We start from the raw sequence: 20134 nt of genomic DNA on the forward strand, positions 1-20134 counted from the left end.
CGTCCCGGGCCGACGCCGTCGGTAAGTCGGGCTTATCGCCGGTGGGAGATCGAGCGTGAACCACGGGACTGTCGGGCGGATCGGGTCGTTCGAACGGCGACAGCGTAGGCGCCGTGTTCTTTTGCGGGTGCCTGCGAATGCCTACCCGATGAGCACTATCGTCGAGGCGACAGTCCCGGCCGACCAGTTCGCGCTCGCGGAGACGCTCTCGGCGGTCCCGGCGACCGAGATCCGCATGGTGCGACTGGTCGCACACGGCTCGGAGCACGTGATGCCGTTCCTCTGGGCCGGCTGCGAGGACACCGACCGCGTCCACGACGCGCTGGCGAACGACCCGACGACCGAGTCCGTCGAGATACTCTCGGAGTTCGACGGCGAGGCGCTGTTTCGCGTCGACTGGGCCGCCAGGGTGCGGGTGCTCGTCTCGATCGTCGCCGAGGAGAACGCGACGGTTCTCGACGCCTGCGGCCGCGACGGCACCTGGCACCTCCAGATATTCTTCCCCGACCACGAGCTGGTCTCGGCCACCCGCGACTTTTGCGAGGACTTCGGGATCGACCTGGAGCTCGAACGGATCAACCGCCTCTCGGAGGCCTCGGAGTACGGCCACCTCGGACTGACCGAACGGCAGTACGAGACGCTGGTCGACGCCTACGAGGCGGGCTACTACGAGGTGCCCCGGACGGTCAATCAGGAGGAACTCGCCGAGCACTTCGACGTGTCCCACCAGGCGCTCTCCGAGCGGCTGCGCCGCGCCCACGAGACGGTCATCACCAACGCCCTGTACCACAAGATCCACCGCCGCGACCACGACGTGTCGCCGCGTATCCGTCACGAAGCCGACTGAGGCTCCGCCCCGTTCGACCCGTCCGAGGCCGTCCGGCGACGCCGCGAGGGCCGGGACAACAGCTAATCGGTCTCGGCCCCAACTGGACCCATGGCAAACGTCCTCCGCGGATCGACTACACAGACGACGGACGCCCCAGAGGCGGCGCCGCTCGAACGCGCCCGGTCGGTGGCAACGCTGCTCGACGAATCGGTGCGGGTCCCGGTGGTGGGGTACCGTGTCGGGCTCGACCCGCTGCTGGGGATCGCGCCCATCTCCGGCGACGTGATCGCCGCGGTCGTCTCGCTGTACATCGTCTACGCGGGCGTCCGGATCGGCGTACCGAAACGGAAGCTCGTCTGGATGCTCGGTCGGGTCGGCGTCGACCTGGCGGTCGGGTCGATCCCGATCGTCGGCACGCTCGTCGACGCCGTCTGGAAGAACAACAAGCGCAACGTCGCCGTCATCGAGTCCCACGTCGAGTCGGCCTGACTGCACTCGCCGGCTCCCCCTCGCTCCGACCGATCGGTCAGCGCGGTTGCCGTGGCCTCCGGCCGAGCGGGACGGGCGGACCAGTGGAGTGCTCCACGCGAACGACCTTCCCCGTGTGCTGCACCTGCATCGGCACGAGATGGAGCGACGGCGGCAACACGGGCTCGGACGGAGTAGACGCCGCTCGGTCCTGCGGCGGAACGGCGCCGCTCCCGATCGGAACGTGCGTGATGCGGAGCGGCGGATCCGGCGGGCTGGCGGGCTCGGACCGCCGCGAGCCGGAACTGGCGCGAGGCGAGTCCCGGTCCGTCGCGGTGTCGTCCCGGTCTGGCTCCGACGCCCCCGCTCCATCGTCGTCGGTCGCGGCGGCGTCCCGCTCGTCCTTCGACAGGAACTGCCCGGTCTCGGGGTCTCGGGGCTGGCCGCCGCCCTCGTCGTCGGTTCCGGACCGACTCGCCTCGGCGTCACCGCGGTCTGTGTCGCTGTCGTCGGAACTCATGAGTGGTCGCCAGCCGCGAAGCGTGCTGACGGAGGGACTACCCCGCCGAGGCGTTTAAAATAGCGTGATGATTCGACCGTTTGCCGGTGCCTAACGGCCGAACGGTCCGACACCCGCGTCGACCCGGACGGGGCCCGGGCGGCGGTCAGCGCGGGCCGGGACACTCCTCCGGGAGGTCGTCCCTGGTGAGGCGCTCGGCGCCGCAGCGGACACAGCGGTAGTACGACTCCCGGTAGCCGCGCTGGTCGGCGAACCCGCGGTGTGACTCGGGGTGGCGGCCGGGGACCCACTCGGTCTTGTCGACGACGAGATGGGGTCCGACCGGTTCGGCGTCGGGGTAGGACGGTGCGACGGATCTGACTGCGTTGTTGTGGGTGCTCATGTTTCTCGATCCCACGGTGGACGGCCGGCGGTCCGCCCCCGTTCGGGCGGTGATCACCGGTCGAGGTAGGTAGGGGATCGACCGGCATAAGCGACTCCCCTGGCAGGCCGCTGACCTGTCTGTGTCGGTGGGTTTCGACGGCGTACCCGACGGTAAGCACGTCCGGACGGGGCCGGCGAGCGCGGGGTCGCGACGGGCCAGTCACGGACGGTCTCCAAGGTTTATTGGGCGGCCGAGCGGACGGCTTCCCGTCGGCCGGCGAGCCGAGCGTCCGCGCCGACTGTCTACTATGTCACCGAATCAGGGCCGCGACCCGTCAGATCCGCGGACTCGACAGCAGCGAGGCACTGAACAGCGACCGCCGGGGACCCCCCAGGGAGTACCGACCGCGCAACCGCACGGCCAGCCCCAACCCCAGCAGCCACAGTCCCAGCAGCCGCAGGCGCCGGGGAACCAGCCCGGTGGGCCGACACCGCAGTACCAGTCCCAGCAAGGCGTCGGCGCTCCGCAGCAACAACCCCGGGCGAGCGGGGGCCAGCAGGCTCAGCCGACGCCCGGGACCGCCCCGCAGCGACAGTCGGTCCAGGGCGCGGTCTCACAGCAGCCACGGCCCCTTCAGGGAGCGGCCGGGCCGGGCGCGACACCACAGCAGCCGTCCCCGGGGCCACGTCCGCAGGTAACTCCTCAGCAGCGGACCCGGCGTGGACGGGCGCTTCTCAGACCGGTCACCGTCGACGACGTGGTCGCCGAGGACGTGGTCACCGTCCAGCGCGACACGCCCGTCCGGACGGCGGTGGCGAAGATGAGCGACAGCGACGTGGGCTCGGTGGTCGTCGTCGATGACCGCCAGCCGGTCGGGGTCCTCACTGACCGAACGATCGCGCTCGCACTGGAGGACCAACCCAACGTCGCCGACCGATCGGCCGAGGAGCTGACCGACGGGAAGCTGATCACCGTCGACGCCTCGACGACGATCTTCGAGGCGCTACAGCTGATGAACGACGAGGGGATCCGGCGGCTCCCGGTGGTCGACGACGACGGTCGCCTCCAGGGGATCGTCACGCTCGACGACGCGCTGGTCCTGCTTGCGAACGAACTCGACAAGATCGCGAGCACGGTCCGCGAGCAGTCGCCCCGGCTCTGAGCCGGGGCGACCGAAGTAGTTATATACGTCGGTTCGAAAGCCGTCCCTAATGGCCACGCGAGAGCAGCCGTCGTTCCGGCAGATGTGCCGTGCGACGCCGTTCCGGACCGCCCTCTTCACCTTCGGACCGCTCCTCGTCGGCGCCGCGCAGGTGACGAACGCGTTCGTCCACGGGTCGCACCTCCCACTGCTCGCCGCCGTCGTGGCGGTCACTGTCCTCTACTCCGCGCTGGTGACGCGCTATCAGCTCGCGACGTTTCGCCGGCGAGCCGTCACGCGAACCCTGGAGTGACCGCCATCACAGGACCAGCGAGACGACCGCCAGCACGAGGAAGATCAGCACCAGCCACTTCGCGATCTCCATGCTCAGCCCCGCGACGCCGCGAGCGCCGAGGAGCGCCGCGACGATGGCGAGCAGGAAGAAACCGATGGCCAACGTGATGAAGTTCCCCGTGAAAAATTGGAGGGGTAGCGTTACGGTCCCGACCGCCGTTGTGCCGACTCCAGTGAGTCCGTACATGAGTCTTCACGACAGGCTACTCGCGTCAGCCTCTTTGTAATAGAGCCGATATCAGCCGTAACACACTGCTATCGTCCGATTCGGGCAGCCGGCGCGGTCTCACCCCGTCGGTCGTGCCCGTCGCGACGCACGCCCCGTCAGCCCTCGATGGCCCACACTCACCTCCCAAGTATCCGAAGTTTGACCACGTATACAAACTCTATACGTAACTATTCGCTTACTGAAAGAACGTTTTCGACGACCATACCGAAATAACTGGTATCTATCTATAGAATAAAGAAACGCGATCAATATCTCGGTACTTCAACTCCGATGATGTGAATCGCAACAGTATTACGTTCGCCTTTCCGATAGTACGGCGACGCTACCGAACTGACGAGAGACCATGACCGACGACTCGCGCGCCGACCCGGGACTGGCATCGGAGTATCAGACGACGCTGGCGGGCGGAGCGGTGACGCTGGTCGGGGTGGTCCACGACCACCCCGCGAGCGTGACGCGGGTGTCGTACGTGGTCGAGCGACGCTCGCCAGACGTGCTCGCGCTCGAACTCCCGCCGCTGGCGGTGGGGCTGTACGAGGCTCACGCGGCCCGCGGGACGGACCCGCTCAGCTTCGGCGGGGAGATGAGCGCCGCGATCCGCGCCGCGGAGACCGACCGCGTCGTCGGGATCGACGGCCCGTCGCGGCGGTTCTGTCGCGAGCTCGCGGCGCGGTTCGTCCGCGACAGGTCGGGGGTCGGGACCGTCACGCGGTCGCTGCGCGGCGTCGCCTCCGTGACTCGAACGGCGGTTGCCTGCCGACTCGCGGCGGCGGTCGCGCGGCGGACGGCGAGGGCGCCGACCGTCGGGTCGCGGACCGAGTACGACGTCGCCCCTTCCGACCCGCCGGAGCGACAGGCCGAGGACGAGCGCCGCCAGGCCGATGCGGCGACGGCCGTCCTCGACGCCTTCGAGAAGCCCCCCGCCTCGCGGATCCGCTCGGAGACGCGCGAGGCGCACATGGCCGACCGACTCCGCGAGTTCAGCCGGGGGAGCGACGTGGTCGCCGTCGTCGGCCTCGGCCACTTCGATCCGCTCGTCGACCGTCTGAGCGGGTGACGACCGTCGTTCCGGCGGGTCGGTTCCCGGCCCGCAGGAACCCCCGAACGTGTTATTCGATCGGACCGTGTAGATCCGTGTATGACCGTCGACGACCTCACCGAGCACGGCGCCGAGCGGATGGACGACGAAGCGATCGCGTCGTTCCTGTCGAGCCAGCGCGTCGGGGTTCTGGGCCTCCCCGGGGAGGAGGGCGGCGCGCCCGCGATGCGACCGCTGTCGTTCGCGTTCGACGACCCGGACGGCCTCTACCTGCTGTACGTCGGGGGCGGCGAGAGCCGTAAACGGGACCTGAGCGACCGCGCCGAGAGCGCGCGCTTTCTCGTCTACAGCGCCGAGACGGCGTTCAACTGGCGCAGCGTCCTGCTCACCGGGTCGATCGAGCGCGTCTCGCCGTCGACGGCCGAGACGCTCGGCGAGGAGACCCACCTCCCGTGGCAGCCCGACCTGCTGGGCGCGGTCGGCGAGCGGGGCGACACCAGCCTCTACCGGTTCGCCATCGACGAGCGGGCCGGGCTCAGACACGCCGGACTCCCGGAGGGGTTCGACGTGCAGGCGGGCGACGGCGGGAGCTGAGGGGGCGACACGCCGGTCGGCCTGTCGACAGATCGGCGGCCCGTCCGCGGACTGGCCGGCGAGCGGTCCGCGGTACGTCGCCGTTACTCGCGCCGTTTCCGCCGCCCTCCTCTCGGAACCCGAGAACGTACTGCTCGCTTTATACTGTGAGCGAACCGACTAGTCGGTGGTGAACGAGAAATGAGTCAGGTAACGGCCCACGGCGGTGAGCGAGCGACGATCTTCGGACACGAGTACGACAGCAGGACGATCGCGGGGGCGTGTTTCGCCGTGCTCGGCGCGCAGTTCCTGACCGCGATCATGCTCGCGGCGGCGATGGTCCCGGGGTACGACTTCGGCGCGGCGGCGATCAGCGACCTCGGCGTGTTCCCGGAGACCGCGCTGCTATTCAACGTCTCGGTCGTGGTCGCCGGCCTGCTCAACGCAGCGGGCGGGTACTTCTTCTACCGGAGCCACGGCCGGCGCTGGCTGCTGGCGCTGTTCGCCCTCGCGGGACTCGGCGCGGTCGGGACCGGCCTGTTCCCCCTCGACAGCGGCGGCCTCCACGGCCTGTTCGCGCTCGTCGCCTTCCTGTTCATGAACCTGGAGGCGGTCGGGAGCGCGGCGGTCCTCCGCGGCGTCCCGCGCGCCGGCTCGCTCCTCGCGGGCGGTCTCGGGCTGGTTTTCGTGGTGTTGATGGCGATCGGTGACGCGGGAACCGTGGCCGCGTTCGGCCCCATCGGCCACGGCGGGACCGAGCGGATGATCGTCTATCCCGTCATGCTCTGGCTCGTCGCGGTAGGCGGGTACCTCCTCGGGACCGCCGACGGCGCGGCGACGGCCGACGCCCGGGTCGAGTGAATGGACGGGACACCGTCCGACGCCGGCGGGGAGGCTCGTGGGGGTTCCACGCGCATTCGCTGGCTGCGCTCGAATCCCGCCCGTACGCTGGCACTCGCGCTCGCCCTGGCCGGCGTCGCCGCCGTCGCGGCCGCCCGAGTCCGCCTCGACCGCGCGACGACGCGACGCGTCGATGCACTCCTGAGCGCCGCACACGCCCCGACCGACGAGGTTCGACGCGGCGACTACGCCGACCTGCCGGCGCCGGTCCGTCGCTACTTCGACGCCACCGTCACCGAGGGCCGGTCGCACGTCCGCACGGCGCGACTCGAACAGCGCGGCGAGTTCCGACTCGGCGGCTCTTCGGGGTCGTGGAAGCCGATGCGGGCGACCCAGCACTACGCGGTCGACCCGCCGGGGTTCGTGTGGGACGCGACGATTGCGATGGCGCCGCTGGTCCCCGCGCGCGTCGTCGACGCCTACGAGCGCGGCGAGGGGTCGCTGCGCGCGCTCGTCTACTCGACGGTCCCGGTGGCCGAGGCCGACCCGGGGCCGGCGCTGGACGAGGGGGAACTGCTCCGGTATCTCGCCGAGGCGGTGTGGTTCCCGACTGCGTTGCTGCCGGCCGCGGGCGTCGAGTGGACCACCGTCGACGACCGATCGGCCCGCGCGACGCTCGACGACCGCGCCACGACCGCTTCGGTCGTCTTCCACTTCGACGGGGACGGGCTCGTCGACCGGGTCACCGTCGACGAACGGTACCGCCGGGAGACCGACGACTACGCCCCCTGGACCGGCCGGTTCGGCCGATACCGGTGGGTCGACGGGATGCGTGTCCCGACGGAGGCGTCCGTCGAGTGGGTGACCGCCGACGGTCCGTTTCCCTACTGGCGCGCGCAGATCACGGCGGTCGAGTACGAGCCCTGAGGAGTCGCGGCGGCCGGCCCGCGTCAGGCGTTCCCGTCGATTTCCTCCAGCGCGTCGGTCGCCAGGTCGCCGAGTTCGCCGGCCTCGATGTGGGAGTACCGTTCGCGAACCATCTCCTCGGAGTTGTCGAGATAGCGAGCGGCGACCGTGTAGCCGAACGAGCGGACGAGTACCTCGCCCATGCCGCGGCGGCCGCCGTGGGGCGCGAGGTAGTCGTGTTTCGCGTGGTCGACCGAGACGCCGGCCGCGTCGGTGAGCCGCCGCAGGATCGACCGGGCGCCGTCGGTCGTCAGAGACGGCGGGCGAACGTCCGCGTCCAGCGCCAGCAGGAGGTCCCGGGCGTGCTCGTCCCTGTGGGCCTCGATATCTTCTGGCCGGTGGCCCCTGTCGGCCAGCGCTTCTTCCACGAGCGCCCCGAGCGTCCGCCGGTCGAGGGTGGGGAAGACGGGCCAGCGGTCGTCCGGCGGGTCGACGAGCCGGCGGTAGTTCCGCAGCGGCGCGACCACGGGGTCGGGGAGGCTCGCGGCGTCCCACTGCTGTTTCTTCCGGTAGACCTCCATGCTCCCGTCGTCGAGGTCGATCTCGCCCCAGCGGACGCCCCGCCGTCGGGGGTCGTCGGGGTCCCGGAGCAGTTCGCCGACGCGGACGGCCGTGTACGCGAGGACGACGACGAGCGCGCGGTCCCTGGCGGCTCGCAGCGCCTCGTAGCGGGCCCGCTGGCGGTCGAGCGGGTCCTGCCCGCTCTCGTCACCACCGTCGCCGTCGCTCCGGCGGTCGGCGAACGCCTCGATCGCCTCGCGCGCCCGCTCGTCGACGTGGCGGGTGAGTTCGTGGCGCTGCTCGGGCGACCACGCCTGCTGGTCACCGGGCTTGCGCCCGTCGTCGGCCGGGAGCGGTGCCGTCGCGCTGGCCCGCTGGGCGTAGTGGACGGCGAGGTACCCCTCGTTGACGCACCAGCCGCACCACGCCGAGACGTAGGCGTAGTAGGTCCGCACCGTGTTCCCCTTCAACCCGCGGTCGCCCGCGAGGTGGCGCGCGTACTCGCGGAACACCCGTTCGTCCAGATCGGCGAAAGTCGGGTCGCGGTCGGTCCCCTCGGCGAGTCCCTTCCAGTCGTCGCTCCCGCCGTCGCCCGCCGCCCACGCGGCGAAGCGGTCGAGTTCCCGCGCGGCGTTGCGCCGGTAGTTGCCGCCCTCGCCGCCGCGACCTTTCCCCTTGTCCTGGAGGTATCGCTCGAACGTCTCGACGAGCGGCGTCGACTCCCCGCGGGCGGTCACTGTTCGCCCCCTCGTCGTCCCCGGGTCGGTCGCCTCTCGGAACCGCCGCTTCGGGGGTCCGCGCGAGCGTCCCGCGTCCGTCGTCCTGTCATCTCCCGGAGGGAGGGCGCTCGGGGACTTGAAACTTGGTCGTGACTAGTCCGCGTCGACGACGACCGCGACCTCGTTGCGCCGGAGCACCGGGAGGGTGCCCGGTCCGTCGTAGCCCATGTAGAACGGGTCGCCGACGGTCGCGACGCCCGCTCGCTCCAGCGACGCCGTGAGTCGGCCGGCCTCGCGGTCGATCCGTTTGTCCGTGGGCCGCCAGCGGAACCGCCGGACAGCGAGCGTCCGCTCGGGGATCGCGACCAGTTCGACCGAGCCGTCGGTCGGCCGCGGCGCGGACTCGTGGTCGTACTCCGTCGGGAGGAAAAACGCCATCCGGACGCCCGCCTCAGTCTCGACGGTCTCGACGGGCGCGGTCATGGGGATCTTCCGACCGCCGCCACCGCGGGCCGCCCGCTCGCCCGTGCTCGCTGCGTCGCCGTCGGCCACCTCGACGGGAGCGGTCATCGCGATCTCCGCGTCGCCCTCGTTGGCGCCCGAGATGTACCGGAAAAGCCGCCGGAACGCCTCGTTTCTGGAGGGCGCGACAGTCTCGACGGCGACCGAAGCCGGGTACCGACGCAGCTCCGCGTCGTCGATACGGGCGACCGTCGTGTACGGGACGGTGTCGGTCGTCGACCGCTGGTACAGCGTCCAGGCGCCCGCGGCTACCGCCAGTCCGGCCAACCCGCCCGCGACCGTTCGGATGCGAACCATGCTCCCCGTAGGGTGCGAACGGCGATAACCGCGTCGCTGGGCCGTGCAAGTGATCGCTCTCTCACGGTCGCGTCTCCCGCGGCGGGCTTGGACGGAACCGACTCTGGGTCCGCCCGGACCTCTCAGAAATATTCGACAACTCATTTCTCGCAAACGCTTGTCTATTCGAACGCCGATTCAAATCGATTCCGAGGGGTTCGTCCGGCGGCCAGCGCGTCGCTCTCGAAACGAGAATAGCTGATAGGCGCTCTGAATGGCCTGAAAACGCGATGGGGTCCCGTTGTCGCCGATCCGTCTGGGGCCGACGAATCGTCGGGCCCTTTCGTCCGTTCGAACCGGTAGGCCCGCGAGATCCCGGTCAGTGTCCGCCGACCGGGACGGATACCGTCACCGCGGTCGTTCCAGTATCCCGACCGTCACGATCCGATCTATGTCTGAATCCGATACTGAACAGCGATTTAATCTGTCTCCGACCTATCCTTCCGCCGGCAGAGCGGGGTCGATGGTCCGGGCAGATCGCCCGCCGGCCGGGCAAGCTTTACTACGGCGCCGCCGCTCGGACGGGTATGGTACTCGATACGCATACCCACGCGTGGGGGCCGGCGAGCGCCGACCACCCGTGGGTCAACGGCCCGCTCTTGGAGGCGGTCGGCGAGTTCGACGTACACACGGTCTACACGGCCGAGCGGTTGCTCGGCGACATGGACCGGGCCGGGGTCGACGAGGCGGTCGTCGTCGGCTACCCGTTGCCCGAGTGGACGGACAACTACTACACCCGGGCGGTCGCGGCCGAGCACGACCGCCTCTACGGGGTCGTGATGGTCGACCCGTTCGCCGAGGACGCCGCCGCTCACCTGCGCGAGTGCATGGCCGTCGACGGGGTCGTCGGCGTCCGCCTCGGGGCGGCCTGCCCGTACGATCGGATGTGGGAGACGTTCGACCCGAGCGCCACGTGGCTGCGCGACGCTATCGAGGAGCGGGCGTTCTGGGAGGCCGCCGTCGAGACGGACGCGGCCGTCCAGATCCTCTGTGACCACGGCCAACTGGACCAGGCGCTCGAACTCGTCGAGGCCTATCCCGAGCTGACCTACCTGTTCGACCACTTCGCCCACGCCGGTCCGGGGACGCCGACCGACGAGGGGACGTTCGCTCGATTCGCCGACCTCGCCGAGTACGACGGCGTCGCGGTGAAGGTCTCGGAGGCCTCCCACGCCTCCGACGAGACGTTCCCATACGCGGACATGCACGACCACGTCCGATGGCTCCTCGACCGATTCGGGCGCGAGCGAGTGGTCTGGGGGTCGGACTATCCGAACGTCAGCGACGTGGCGACCTACGGCGAGAGCCGCCACTGGCTCCGCCACGTCGACGGGCTCTCGGAGGCCGACCGGACCTGGCTCACCGGCCGGTCGTTCAGCCGGCACGTCGGCCTCGACTGACGGCCACGCCCCGTTCGTGGGGAGCGAGACGACCGACGGAAACCGCCCGTGAGCGGCCGCCCGCGACCACCTCCTCGGACGCCCGTCGATCCATCCCGTCCAGATGCTCGATCACGGTCCTCGCGCCGACCGAGTCGCTTCGAGCCGATCGATTCGTTTCCGGCCCACCGAGCTGTCTCCGGCGCTCCCGGAAAGATTCCGCCACTGCCGGAAACACGCCGCCGCCCACACCCGCCAGCGCCGGCGGTCCTCGACCGAACACGCAGACTGCACTCCGATCCCGCCAACGCTTCCGGGAGTACCGGAAAAATCGATGCGATGCGATTACAGTGTTATGGCTGTAATTTGTTGGCGGGAACTCGATGTACTACCGATCAGAGCGCAAGAGCGTGGATACACGCCGCATCCCCGGCTTTCCGCTATGACCGGAAGCGCTATTCCCCGACGGATCGACGGAAACGAGGCGCCGACCGGGAGGATACACTTATGTGCGCGACCGAGGGTACAGGTAGTAATGTCCGGAGAGCACGTCACGCCGACAGCGCTCAGCGTCGAGTTCAGACCGTCCCCGTCGGACGTTTCCGAGGACCGGCCGCGGTTCTCGTGGAGGGTCCCCGACCCCGGCTGGGGCGACGGCCAGGCGGCCTATCGGCTCCGGGTGGCGTCGTCGCCGACGGGACTCGACGGCGACGCGCTGTGGGACAGCGGGCGCGTCGCGTCCGACCGGACGACGGCCGTCCCGTACGACGGCCCGCCGCTCGCGGCGGACGCGACGTACTACTGGACGGTGACCGTCTGGAACGACGCGGGGGACCGCTCCGAGCCGGCCGAGCCGGCCGAGTTCGGGACTGCGCCCGACGGCTGGTCGGGCGACTGGATCACTCACCAGCCCGACGGCGGCGATTCGAACGGCTACCGGAGCCGCTGGCGCGACCCCGACGACGACCCGACGGAGTGGGTCGGCGTCGACCTCGGTGGCGAACGGGAGATCGACGCGGTCGAGCTGTACCCCGCGGAGCCGTTCACCGACACCGCGACGCCCGACGGCTGGACCGTGACCGCCGACGACACGGAGGAGACGTACCTCGACGCGACGACGGCCCAGGGACCGGTGGCGTTCGGCTTCCCCGACCGCTACCGCGTCGAGGTGGCCGACGACCCGTCGTTCGCGGACGCCCGGACCGTCGTCGACGCGACCGACGCCGACCGGCCCGACCCGCGCCGCGAGCCCGTCGTTCACGATATCGACGGCGCGACGGCCGGCTACGTCCGCGTGACCGCGACCGCGCTCGAATCGTTCGATCCCGACGACGACGGTCTCGCGGAGTCGTTCGACGCCTGGGCGGTGTTCGCGCTCGCGGCGCTGTCGGTCCGGGACGAGTCGGGCGACGACCTCGCGCGCGGCCGCCCCGTCACGGCGTCGTCGAGCGTCGAGACGGAGACGTGGGGGGCCGACCGGCTCACTGACGGCCGCACCGAATCGACGATGACGGGGACCTCGCCGCTACTCCGAAGGGAGTTCGATCTGGCGAAACCGGTCGCGAGCGCCCGGGCGCGGTTCGTCGGGTTGGGCTACGGCGAACTGTACTGCAACGGCGAGCGGGCGTCCGACGACGCGCTGAACCCGGGATGGACCCAGTACGACGAACGCGTCCTCTACTCGACCTACGAGGTCGGCGAGCACCTCTCCGAGGGGACGAACGCGATAGGGATCTGGCTCGGCCGCGGCTGGTTCGCGCGGTCGGCCCGACAGTGGCTCTCGGCCGGCTCGCCGCGGGCGCGCCTCGACCTCACCGTCGAGTTCGAGGACGGGACGACGACCACCGTCTCGACGGGACCCGACTGGCGGGCCGCTCCGAGCCCCGTCGTCGAGAACGACGTCTACGAGGGCGAGACCTACGACGCCCGCCGCGAACGACCGGGGTGGGCACGGGCCGGCTTCGACGACGCCGACTGGGAGTCGGTCGCGGTCGCCGACCCGCCCGCCGGGACGCCCGCGCCCCAGCGGACCGACCCGATCCGGGTCACCGAGACCAGAGCGCCCGTCGCCATCGTCGACCACGAGGACGGCCCGATCGTCGACTTCGGGCAGAACCACACCGGCTGGCTCTCGATCGATGTCGCGGGCGGCGAGCCCGGCGACGAGGTCGTCCTCCGCCACGCGGAGGCGCTGGACGAGTCGGGCGGTCTGCGCACGGTCGACCTCCGGTCGGCCGACGCCACCGACACCTACGTCGTCGGCGAGGGTGAGAGCACCTACGAGCCGCGGTTCACCTACCACGGCTACCGCTACGCGCAGGTGTCGGGCTACCCGGGCGAACTCACCGTCGACGACGTGCGCTCGCGGGTCGTCCACACGGATTTCGATCCCTCGGGGACGTTCGCCTGCTCGAACGAGGACCTGACCGCCGTCCAGTCGAACGCCCGCTGGGGACTGCGGAGCAACGCCCACAGCGTCCCGACGGACTGCCCCCAGCGCGACGAGCGGATGGGGTTCACCGGCGACGGCCACGTCGCCGCCCGGGCGCTCCAGTACAACTTCGACGCCGCCACCTTCCACGGGAAGTGGACCAGGGACCACCGCGACACGCAGTCGCGCCACGGCTACGTCCCCTCGAAGTGTCCCCACGGTCGGCTCCCGGCGGTGGCCGACCCGTCGTGGACCGTCTCGCTGCTGGCGATACCGTGGCACCGCTACCGGTTCTACGGCGACGAGAGCGTCCTGCGGCGCAACTACGAATCGTTCCGCCGCTACGTCGAGTACTGGAACTCGGTGGCCGAGGACGGCCTGCTCCCCGACGAACGCGCCGGCTTCGGCGACTGGGTCGCTCTGGAGAATACGGACGGCCGCCGGGGGGAACCCACCGACTTCTTCACGAACGCCTACTATCACCGCAGCGTCTCCCTGCTCGCGAAGATCGCCGGCGCGCTGGGGATCGACGACCACGCGGGCCGCTACGCCGAGCGGGCGGCCGCGGTCGCCGACGCGTTCAACGACCGGTACTTCGACGCCGACGCGGCCGCCTACGAGGCGCGGACCCAGGCCACGTACGCGCTCCCGGTCTTCTTCGGGATCACGCCCGAGGACCGGGTCGACGAAGTCGTCGCCAACCTCGCCGAGAACGTCGAGGCCGACGGGCGTAAACTGAAGACCGGATTCCTCGGGACGCGACCGCTACTCGCGGTCCTGAGCGACCACGGCCACGCCGACCTGGCCTACGAGGTCGTGAGCGACCCCGCGTTCCCCGGCTGGGTGTACATGCTCCGCGAAGGCGCGACGACGGTGTGGGAGCGCTGGGACAGCGACAGCGACGAGCACGTCGGCGGACGGATGAACTCGCTCAACCACTCCCCGTTCGCCTGCGTCTCCGAGTGGTTCTACGAGCACCTCGCCGGCATCGACGTGCGTTTGGGCGCCGACGACTACCGCGTCGCGGTCGCCCCCTCGTTCGTCGGCGACCTCGACTGGGCCGAGGGGAGCGTCGACACGCCGCTGGGTCCCGTCGAGTCGCGGTGGGAGCGGACCGACACCGGCCACGAACTCGCCGTCGAGATCCCCTGGAACGCCGAGGGTCGCGTCTCCGTCCCGCTGGACGAGGACGCGTCGGCCGTCCGCGTCGACGGGGAACTGCTCTGGCACGACGGTTCCGCCGACGGGGACGGCGACGAGGCTGCCGACGCGACCGATCCCGGGCGGTCGGGTGTCGAAGCGGTCGGCCGGAACGCCGACCGCCTCGAAGTCGCTACCGGGTCGGGGTCCTATCGGTTCACCGTCGAGTGAGAAGGTGCGCGAGCGTGTGGCGCGGACGGAACGGCCGCGATGGCCGCCGTCGCCTCGCCCACTATCCCCGGAACGGCCCGGTCTCCGGCGGTCGAAGCGGGTTCTTCCGGCACCCGCAGCTTTAGGTCGTGGGCGGTGTCTCTCCGAACGATGTCGTCCGAAGCGACTCTGCGAGAGCGAGCCGAAGCACGGGGTATCGAGTTCGGGGCCGCGCTGTCGGCGGCCCCGCTGCGCGAGGACAGCAACTACTGGAACACGGCACGGACCGAGTTCACGAGCGTCACCACGTCGAGCGAGCTGAAGATGGGGCCGCTGCGTCCCTCGCCGAAGACCTACGACTTCTCGGACGCCGACGCCATCGTCGACTTCGGGAACGAGTACGACATGGCCGTCCGCGGCCACACCCTCGTCTGGCACACCCAGAAGCCCGACTGGTTCCAGGAGTGGGACTACTCCGGCGACCAGGTCCGCGACTTCCTGCGCGACCACGTTCGCACGGTCGCGGGCCGGTACGGGACGCGGATCGACGCCTGGGACGTGGTCAACGAGGCCGTCCACGAGGACGGGTCGATGCGGGAGTCGGTGTGGTACGAGGGGATGGGCCCCGAGTACGTCGAGAAGGCCTTCGAGTGGGCCGCCGAGGTGACCGACTCGGACCTGTTCTACAACGACTACGACATCCCGACCGAACCGGAGAAAGCCGACGCCGTCTACGACCTCCTCGCGGATTTCCGCGACCGCGGCGTCCCCGTCGACGGTATCGGGCTCCAGCTCCACGGGATCGGGAGCCAGGCCGACCCCGCGGACGTCGCCGACACCGTCCGCCGGTTCCGCGACCTCGGACTCGACGTTCACGTCACCGAACTCGACGTGGCCTACGAGGTCGGCTCGGTCCCCGACGACCCGCTCGCCGCCCAGGCGGAGTACTACCGCGCCCTCGTGGAGGCCTGCGTCGACGCCGGCGTCGATTCGATCACCACCTGGGGAGTCAACGACGGCAACTCCTGGGTGCGTGACTTCTACAAGGCCGAGGAGCGGTTCACGATCGACCCGCTGCTGTTCGACCGGAAGTGCGACCCCAAACCCGCCTACCACGCGGTCAAAGCGGCCCTCTTCGAAGCGTGACCCATCCCACCGGGGTCGGGACGCGGAACGCCGACTCGCCGCCCGAACTGGCCGCCGACGAACCTGTCTTCGAACCACCAGTTCGGGCTAGCTTTTTATGTCCGCTCAGACAGCACTACCCGTGGATATCGTTACCCCAGATCACGATCCGGACACGCCCAGCGAGATGGATGACTACCTCTTCGACTTGCGGGGGTTCCTCGTACTGGAGGGAGCCCTCTCGGAGTCCGAGGTCGAAGCGTGCAACGACGCGGTCGACGAGATCCTGCCGATGGAGCCGGACTCCTGGCACGGCCACGTCCATCGCACCGGCAACTCGTCGCAGACCTCGCTCCAGCAGATCTACGAGTTGCCGCCGTTCGAGACATTCGTCGACCACCCTTCGTGGGTCGAGTACGCCCGCCGGTACGTCGGCGGCGAGGGGACCTTCGACTACAACCACGGTCCCCTGTACATCGACGAGAACTTCTTCGGGGTGTTCCCGCCTGGCGAGGGGACGGTGTTGCACTCGGGCGGGACGCCGCCCACCCAGCGCACGCAGTTCGGCTACCACGACGACGAGTTCCACTGCGGGCAGGTGAACATCCTCGTGGCGATGAACGACATCGGCCCGGGCGACGGCGCGACGATGGTCGTCCCGGGGAGTCACAAGTCGAACTTCCAGCTCCCGAACTGGGAGAACCTGGAGGGCGACACGCTGGAAGCGGTCCCCGAGGCCCGGGAGGTCCACCTCGAAGCCGGCGACGCGCTGCTGTTCGTCGACAGCATCACCCACGGCTCGGCGACGCGGACGAACGACGGCGAGCGGCGCATGTGCGTGTTCCGCTACGGGCCGTCGTGGGGCGTCTCCCGCCTCGGCTACGAACCGTCCGACGAGCTGCTCGACCGGCTCACCCCCTACCAGCAGCAACTCGTCGAGACCTTCGGGTCCAAGGAGCCCAAGACCCCGCCCGCAGCCGGCGAGTGACCCCCCGAACCGCCCCGACTGACCGGTGGTTTTTATTAACCAGAAGGTAATATCTGGTCTATGTTGATCCCTATCAATGGTGACTGATGCATGGCGACCGAAAAACCAATGAATAATAATGGTGATTCGGCGGCCGAGGATACGATCCTCGAGATACGGAACGCGAGCGTCACGTTCGACCTGAGCCGCGGGGTGTCGCGAGTCCTCGACGACGTCGACCTCGACGTGAAGCGAAACGAGGTGCTCGGCGTCGTGGGCGAGAGCGGGAGCGGGAAGAGCATGCTCGCGAACGCGCTGGTCGACGCCGTGCCCGAGGAGGGCGACCTCGACGGGTCGATCCGCTACTACCCGCCGAGCGGCGAGGAGATCGAGATCCTCGACCAGGACCCAGAGGGGCTGCGCCGGCTCCGGTGGGAGGAGATCTCCATCGTGTCCCAGAGCGCGCTCAGTTCGTTCAACCCCACGATGGAGATCCGGACGCACTTCGAGGAGACGCTCGACAACCACGACTACGACATGCTGGAGGGCATGGAGCGAGCGGGCCAGCTCCTCTCGGACCTGTATCTCGACCCCGAGCGTGTGCTCGACTCCTACCCCCACGAGCTGTCCGGCGGGATGCGCCAGCGCGCGCTCATCGCGCTCAGCCTCGTCCTGGAACCGGAGGTCGTCGTCATGGACGAGCCAACCGCCGCCCTGGACCTGCTGATGCAGCGGTCCATCCTCAACCTCATCGACGAGATCCAGGACCGATACGACCTCACCGTGGTCTTCATCACGCACGACCTGGCGCAGCTGTCGGACCTGGCCGACCGACTGGCGGTGATGTACGCCTTCGAGATCGCCGAGGTCGGCCCGACCGAGGAGATCCTCGACGACTCGGCCCACCCCTACACGCGGAAACTGCTGCGCTCGACGCCGGATCTGGAGGGGCCGCTCGACCAGATGGACGCCATCGAGGGGTCGGCGCCCGACCCGGTGAACGTGCCCGAGGGCTGTTCGTTCCACCCGCGCTGTCCGATGGCCACCGACCGGTGCCGGGAGGTCGACCCCGAACTGTACGACGTCACGGGCGAGCACACCTCGGCCTGTCACTACTGGGACGACGTCGACGAGCAGGTCGACCTCCGGTCGCCGGCGTCGTCGGGCGACGCGTCGCCGGCGTCGTCACCGACGCTGGCGTCGGAGCGGGGCGGGTCGCCGCTGCTGTCGCTCGACGACGTGTCCATCCACTTCGAGGAGACCGAGGGGGTCGTCGCCCGCGAGTCGAAGACGGTCCACGCGGTCGACGAGGTGACCCTCGACGTCTACGAGGAGGACGTGGTCGCGCTGGTCGGCGAGTCCGGCTGCGGGAAGACGACGCTCGGGAAGGCGTCGATCGCCCTCCAGCGGCCGACTGGCGGCGAGATCCGCTACCGCGGGACCGACATCTGGGAAGCCCACGACGACCGCGGGTCGCTGCTGTCGCGGCTCACCGGCGGCATCGGCGCGCCGGACCCGGCCGACGCCGATATCGAGTTCAGCGAGATCCGCCGGGCGCTACAGATCGTCCACCAGGACCCGGCGAGCGCGCTCAACCCGAACAAGCGCGTCGTCTCGACGCTCCAGAAACCCCTCAAGAAGTGGAACGCCGAGATGGACAAGCAGGCCCGCGAGCGCCGCATCTACAGCCTCCTCGAACTGGTCGGGATGGCGCCGGCGGAGGACTACGCCGACCGGTATCCCCACCAGCTTTCCGGCGGCGAGCAACAGCGCGTCGCGCTCATCCGCGCGCTGCTGATGAACCCGGACATGATCCTCGCCGACGAGGCCATCTCGGCGCTGGACGTGAGCCTGCGCGTGGAGACGATGGACCTGCTGCTGGAACTGCAGGACATGTTCGGCACCTCGTTCCTGTTCATCAGTCACGACCTCTCGAACGCCCGCTACCTCGCCGAGAAGGCGGGCGGTCGCATCGCCGTCATGTACCTCGGCGAGATCGTCGAGATCGGGCCGGTCGAGTCGATCATCTCGAACCCCGAACACCCCTACACCGAGGCGCTCCGGTGGGCGACGCCCGACCTCGACAAGGAGGAGATCGGGACGCTCCCGATGCGCCGGATCGACATCCCGGACGCCACCAACCCGCCCAGCGGGTGCCGGTTCCACACGCGCTGTCCGGAGGCCCGAGAGGCCTGCACGGCCGAGAATCCCGACCCGATCGAGACCGAGGACGGCAAGGAGGTCGCGTGCTTCCGGGCGGACCCGAACCACGAGTACTGGGAGAGCGAGCCGCTGGAGTCGGAGACGACCGACTCGCGGATCGACCCGACGGGCAACGCCGCCGCGGGTGAGTCCGATGACTGACCGCGACTCGACCGCGACGGGACGGACGGCCGACGACACCACGGACCGAGACCAATGAAAGACGGACTACTCAGATACTACGCGAAGCGGACCGCACAGGCCCTGTTCACGGCGTGGGCCACCCTCACGATCACGTTCGCCATCATCCGGTTCATGCCCGGGGGGCCGATGGACTTCCTGCTGGCCAAGCTGATGATGGGATCGATGGGACCGGGCCAGTCGTTCAGCTCGCCCACCAACCCGGAGGCGGTCGAAGCGTTCCGGGAGATCGCACAGCTGTACGTCGACATCGACCCGACGCAACCGATCTACGTCCAGTACTTCGACTGGTTCGGCGACGTGCTCCAGGGGAACCTCGGCCGCTCGATCTTCTACGGCGAGCCGGTCATGGAGGTCATGGCGCCCGTGATCCCCTGGACTGTCTTCATCGTCTCGCTGGCCGTCGTGATGTCGTTCCTACAGCAGATCATCTTCGGTGGGCTGATGGCCAACTACGAGGGGTCGTCGCTCGACACCCGCGCGACGACGCTGTTCATCTGGATCCAGTCGATCCCCTACTTCGTCTGGGCGATCTTGCTGCTGTTCGTCTTCGCCTTCCAGTACGGCGTGTTCCCGATCAGCGGCAAGGTCAACCCCAGCGCGACGGTGGGGCTCAACTGGGCCTACGTCTCGGGGATCCTCAACCACGCCGCGCTCCCGGTCATCTCGCTGGCGATCGCGTCGCTCGGTGGGGGCGTCCTCGCGATGCGCGCCAACTCCATCCAGGTCCTCGGGTCGGACTACGTCAAGAACGCCCGCCTCCGCGGTCTGGAGACGAGCCGCATCTCGGTCCGGTACATCGCGCGCAACGCCCTGCTCCCGATGTACACCAACTTCCTGCTGTCCATCTCGTACGTCTTCGGCGGGTCGCTCATCCTGGAGACCATCTTCCAGTACCGCGGGATGGGCTGGGTGATGTACCGGGCGCTGCAGGCGCGGGACTTCCCGCTGATGATGGGCGGGTTCATCCTGTTCACGTTCGCGACGGTCACCGCGATCTACGTCGCAGACATCACGTATCCGCTCATCGACCCGCGGATCGAGGAGGGTGAGAGCAGTGAGAGCTTCTGAACGCGAC

At 69.5% G+C, this 20134-nt stretch carries 19 protein-coding genes; 14 read left to right on the plus strand and 5 right to left on the minus strand.

Annotation, left to right across the window (positions count from 1 at the left end; genetic code table 11):
- The first annotated feature begins 148 nt into the window (after window positions 1-148).
- Both C475_RS21235 and C475_RS21240 read left to right on the plus strand, forming a co-directional pair.
- Window positions 149-847, plus strand: coding sequence for a helix-turn-helix domain-containing protein (locus tag C475_RS21235; RefSeq protein WP_006885972.1), 699 nt, complete (start codon window positions 149-151; stop codon window positions 845-847).
- Between the two features lie 90 nt (window positions 848-937).
- Complete coding sequence (locus tag C475_RS21240; protein ID WP_006885973.1) at window positions 938-1318, plus strand: DUF4112 domain-containing protein; 381 nt, start codon at window positions 938-940, stop codon at window positions 1316-1318.
- Window positions 1319-1355: 37 nt separating this feature from the next.
- On the opposite strand, the gene C475_RS21245 is transcribed toward C475_RS21240, so the two are convergent.
- Window positions 1356-1817 (minus strand): hypothetical protein, encoded by a 462-nt coding sequence (locus C475_RS21245; RefSeq protein ID WP_006885974.1) that lies wholly within the window; start codon window positions 1815-1817, stop codon window positions 1356-1358.
- Between the two features lie 145 nt (window positions 1818-1962).
- Window positions 1963-2199: a DUF4187 domain-containing protein gene (locus tag C475_RS21250; protein ID WP_006885975.1), complete on the minus strand. Its 237-nt coding sequence runs from the start codon at window positions 2197-2199 to the stop codon at window positions 1963-1965.
- Between the two features lie 739 nt (window positions 2200-2938).
- Between C475_RS21250 and C475_RS24125 the strand changes: the two genes are divergently transcribed.
- The gene (locus C475_RS24125; RefSeq protein WP_006885976.1) at window positions 2939-3343 is read left to right on the plus strand and encodes a CBS domain-containing protein; all 405 of its coding nucleotides are present in this window, start codon (window positions 2939-2941) and stop codon (window positions 3341-3343) included.
- A gap of 49 nt (window positions 3344-3392) precedes the next feature.
- The gene (locus tag C475_RS21260; protein WP_006885977.1) at window positions 3393-3635 is read left to right on the plus strand and encodes a hypothetical protein; all 243 of its coding nucleotides are present in this window, start codon (window positions 3393-3395) and stop codon (window positions 3633-3635) included.
- A gap of 6 nt (window positions 3636-3641) precedes the next feature.
- Here C475_RS21260 and C475_RS21265 read toward each other — a convergent pair whose 3' ends face one another.
- On the minus strand, window positions 3642-3863 hold the full coding sequence (locus C475_RS21265) for a DUF1328 family protein (protein ID WP_006885978.1): 222 nt from the start codon (window positions 3861-3863) through the stop codon (window positions 3642-3644).
- Between the two features lie 385 nt (window positions 3864-4248).
- On the opposite strand from C475_RS21265, the gene C475_RS21270 reads away from it, so the two are divergent.
- The 4 genes from C475_RS21270 (at window position 4249) to C475_RS21285 (ending at window position 7284) form a co-directional block, all read left to right on the plus strand.
- On the plus strand, window positions 4249-4962 hold the full coding sequence (locus C475_RS21270; RefSeq protein ID WP_006885979.1) for a hypothetical protein: 714 nt from the start codon (window positions 4249-4251) through the stop codon (window positions 4960-4962).
- A gap of 81 nt (window positions 4963-5043) precedes the next feature.
- A complete protein-coding gene (locus C475_RS21275; protein ID WP_006885980.1) occupies window positions 5044-5538 on the plus strand; it encodes a pyridoxamine 5'-phosphate oxidase family protein in 495 nt (164 codons plus the stop codon).
- Window positions 5539-5718: 180 nt separating this feature from the next.
- A complete protein-coding gene (locus C475_RS21280) occupies window positions 5719-6378 on the plus strand; it encodes a DUF998 domain-containing protein (protein WP_006885981.1) in 660 nt (219 codons plus the stop codon).
- A complete protein-coding gene (locus C475_RS21285) occupies window positions 6379-7284 on the plus strand; it encodes a DUF6920 family protein (RefSeq protein ID WP_006885982.1) in 906 nt (301 codons plus the stop codon).
- A 23-nt stretch (window positions 7285-7307) separates the two neighbouring features.
- Here C475_RS21285 and C475_RS21290 read toward each other — a convergent pair whose 3' ends face one another.
- Together C475_RS21290 and C475_RS21295 are read right to left on the minus strand one after the other, a co-directional pair.
- A complete protein-coding gene (locus C475_RS21290) occupies window positions 7308-8561 on the minus strand; it encodes a tyrosine-type recombinase/integrase (RefSeq protein WP_006885983.1) in 1254 nt (417 codons plus the stop codon).
- A 135-nt stretch (window positions 8562-8696) separates the two neighbouring features.
- Window positions 8697-9362, minus strand: a complete 666-nt coding sequence (locus tag C475_RS21295) for an SOUL family heme-binding protein (RefSeq protein ID WP_006885984.1) — start codon at window positions 9360-9362, stop codon at window positions 8697-8699.
- Between the two features lie 566 nt (window positions 9363-9928).
- Here C475_RS21295 and C475_RS21300 point away from each other — a divergent pair.
- The 6 genes from C475_RS21300 to C475_RS21325 all read left to right on the plus strand — a co-directional run bounded on the left by C475_RS21300 (window position 9929) and on the right by C475_RS21325 (window position 20127).
- Window positions 9929-10801: an amidohydrolase family protein gene (locus C475_RS21300; RefSeq protein WP_006885985.1), complete on the plus strand. Its 873-nt coding sequence runs from the start codon at window positions 9929-9931 to the stop codon at window positions 10799-10801.
- A 514-nt stretch (window positions 10802-11315) separates the two neighbouring features.
- Entirely contained in the window at window positions 11316-14582 is a 3267-nt protein-coding gene (locus C475_RS21305; protein WP_006885986.1) for a family 78 glycoside hydrolase catalytic domain, read from the plus strand.
- A 150-nt stretch (window positions 14583-14732) separates the two neighbouring features.
- Window positions 14733-15707, plus strand: a complete 975-nt coding sequence (locus C475_RS21310; protein WP_006885987.1) for an endo-1,4-beta-xylanase — start codon at window positions 14733-14735, stop codon at window positions 15705-15707.
- 121 nt (window positions 15708-15828) lie between these two features.
- Complete coding sequence (locus C475_RS21315; RefSeq protein WP_161625239.1) at window positions 15829-16674, plus strand: phytanoyl-CoA dioxygenase family protein; 846 nt, start codon at window positions 15829-15831, stop codon at window positions 16672-16674.
- A 108-nt stretch (window positions 16675-16782) separates the two neighbouring features.
- Entirely contained in the window at window positions 16783-19017 is a 2235-nt protein-coding gene (locus C475_RS21320) for an ABC transporter ATP-binding protein (protein ID WP_006885989.1), read from the plus strand.
- A 54-nt stretch (window positions 19018-19071) separates the two neighbouring features.
- Entirely contained in the window at window positions 19072-20127 is a 1056-nt protein-coding gene (locus tag C475_RS21325; RefSeq protein WP_006885990.1) for an ABC transporter permease, read from the plus strand.
- Window positions 20128-20134: the final 7 nt, after the last annotated feature.

This window comes from Halosimplex carlsbadense 2-9-1 (assembly GCF_000337455.1).
GTDB classification, from domain to species: domain Archaea; phylum Halobacteriota; class Halobacteria; order Halobacteriales; family Haloarculaceae; genus Halosimplex; species Halosimplex carlsbadense.

Excerpts from the sequence above, each read along its gene's own strand:
- C475_RS21305 (WP_006885986.1), top strand. The coding sequence starts at position 11,316 with ATGTCCGGAGAGCACGTCACGCCGACAGCGCTCAGCGTCGAGTTCAGA.
- C475_RS21280 (WP_006885981.1), top strand. The coding sequence starts at position 5,719 with ATGAGTCAGGTAACGGCCCACGGCGGTGAGCGAGCGACGATCTTCGGA.
- C475_RS21235 (WP_006885972.1), top strand. The coding sequence starts at position 149 with ATGAGCACTATCGTCGAGGCGACAGTCCCGGCCGACCAGTTCGCGCTC.
- C475_RS21260 (WP_006885977.1), top strand. The coding sequence starts at position 3,393 with ATGGCCACGCGAGAGCAGCCGTCGTTCCGGCAGATGTGCCGTGCGACG.
- C475_RS21270 (WP_006885979.1), top strand. The coding sequence starts at position 4,249 with ATGACCGACGACTCGCGCGCCGACCCGGGACTGGCATCGGAGTATCAG.
- C475_RS21310 (WP_006885987.1), top strand. The coding sequence starts at position 14,733 with ATGTCGTCCGAAGCGACTCTGCGAGAGCGAGCCGAAGCACGGGGTATC.
- C475_RS21240 (WP_006885973.1), top strand. The coding sequence starts at position 938 with ATGGCAAACGTCCTCCGCGGATCGACTACACAGACGACGGACGCCCCA.
- C475_RS21320 (WP_006885989.1), top strand. The coding sequence starts at position 16,783 with ATGAATAATAATGGTGATTCGGCGGCCGAGGATACGATCCTCGAGATA.
- C475_RS21295 (WP_006885984.1), bottom strand. The coding sequence starts at position 9,362 with ATGGTTCGCATCCGAACGGTCGCGGGCGGGTTGGCCGGACTGGCGGTA.
- C475_RS21285 (WP_006885982.1), top strand. The coding sequence starts at position 6,379 with ATGGACGGGACACCGTCCGACGCCGGCGGGGAGGCTCGTGGGGGTTCC.
- C475_RS21325 (WP_006885990.1), top strand. The coding sequence starts at position 19,072 with ATGAAAGACGGACTACTCAGATACTACGCGAAGCGGACCGCACAGGCC.
- C475_RS21245 (WP_006885974.1), bottom strand. The coding sequence starts at position 1,817 with ATGAGTTCCGACGACAGCGACACAGACCGCGGTGACGCCGAGGCGAGT.
- C475_RS21250 (WP_006885975.1), bottom strand. The coding sequence starts at position 2,199 with ATGAGCACCCACAACAACGCAGTCAGATCCGTCGCACCGTCCTACCCC.
- C475_RS21265 (WP_006885978.1), bottom strand. The coding sequence starts at position 3,863 with ATGTACGGACTCACTGGAGTCGGCACAACGGCGGTCGGGACCGTAACG.
- C475_RS21300 (WP_006885985.1), top strand. The coding sequence starts at position 9,929 with ATGGTACTCGATACGCATACCCACGCGTGGGGGCCGGCGAGCGCCGAC.
- C475_RS21275 (WP_006885980.1), top strand. The coding sequence starts at position 5,044 with ATGACCGTCGACGACCTCACCGAGCACGGCGCCGAGCGGATGGACGAC.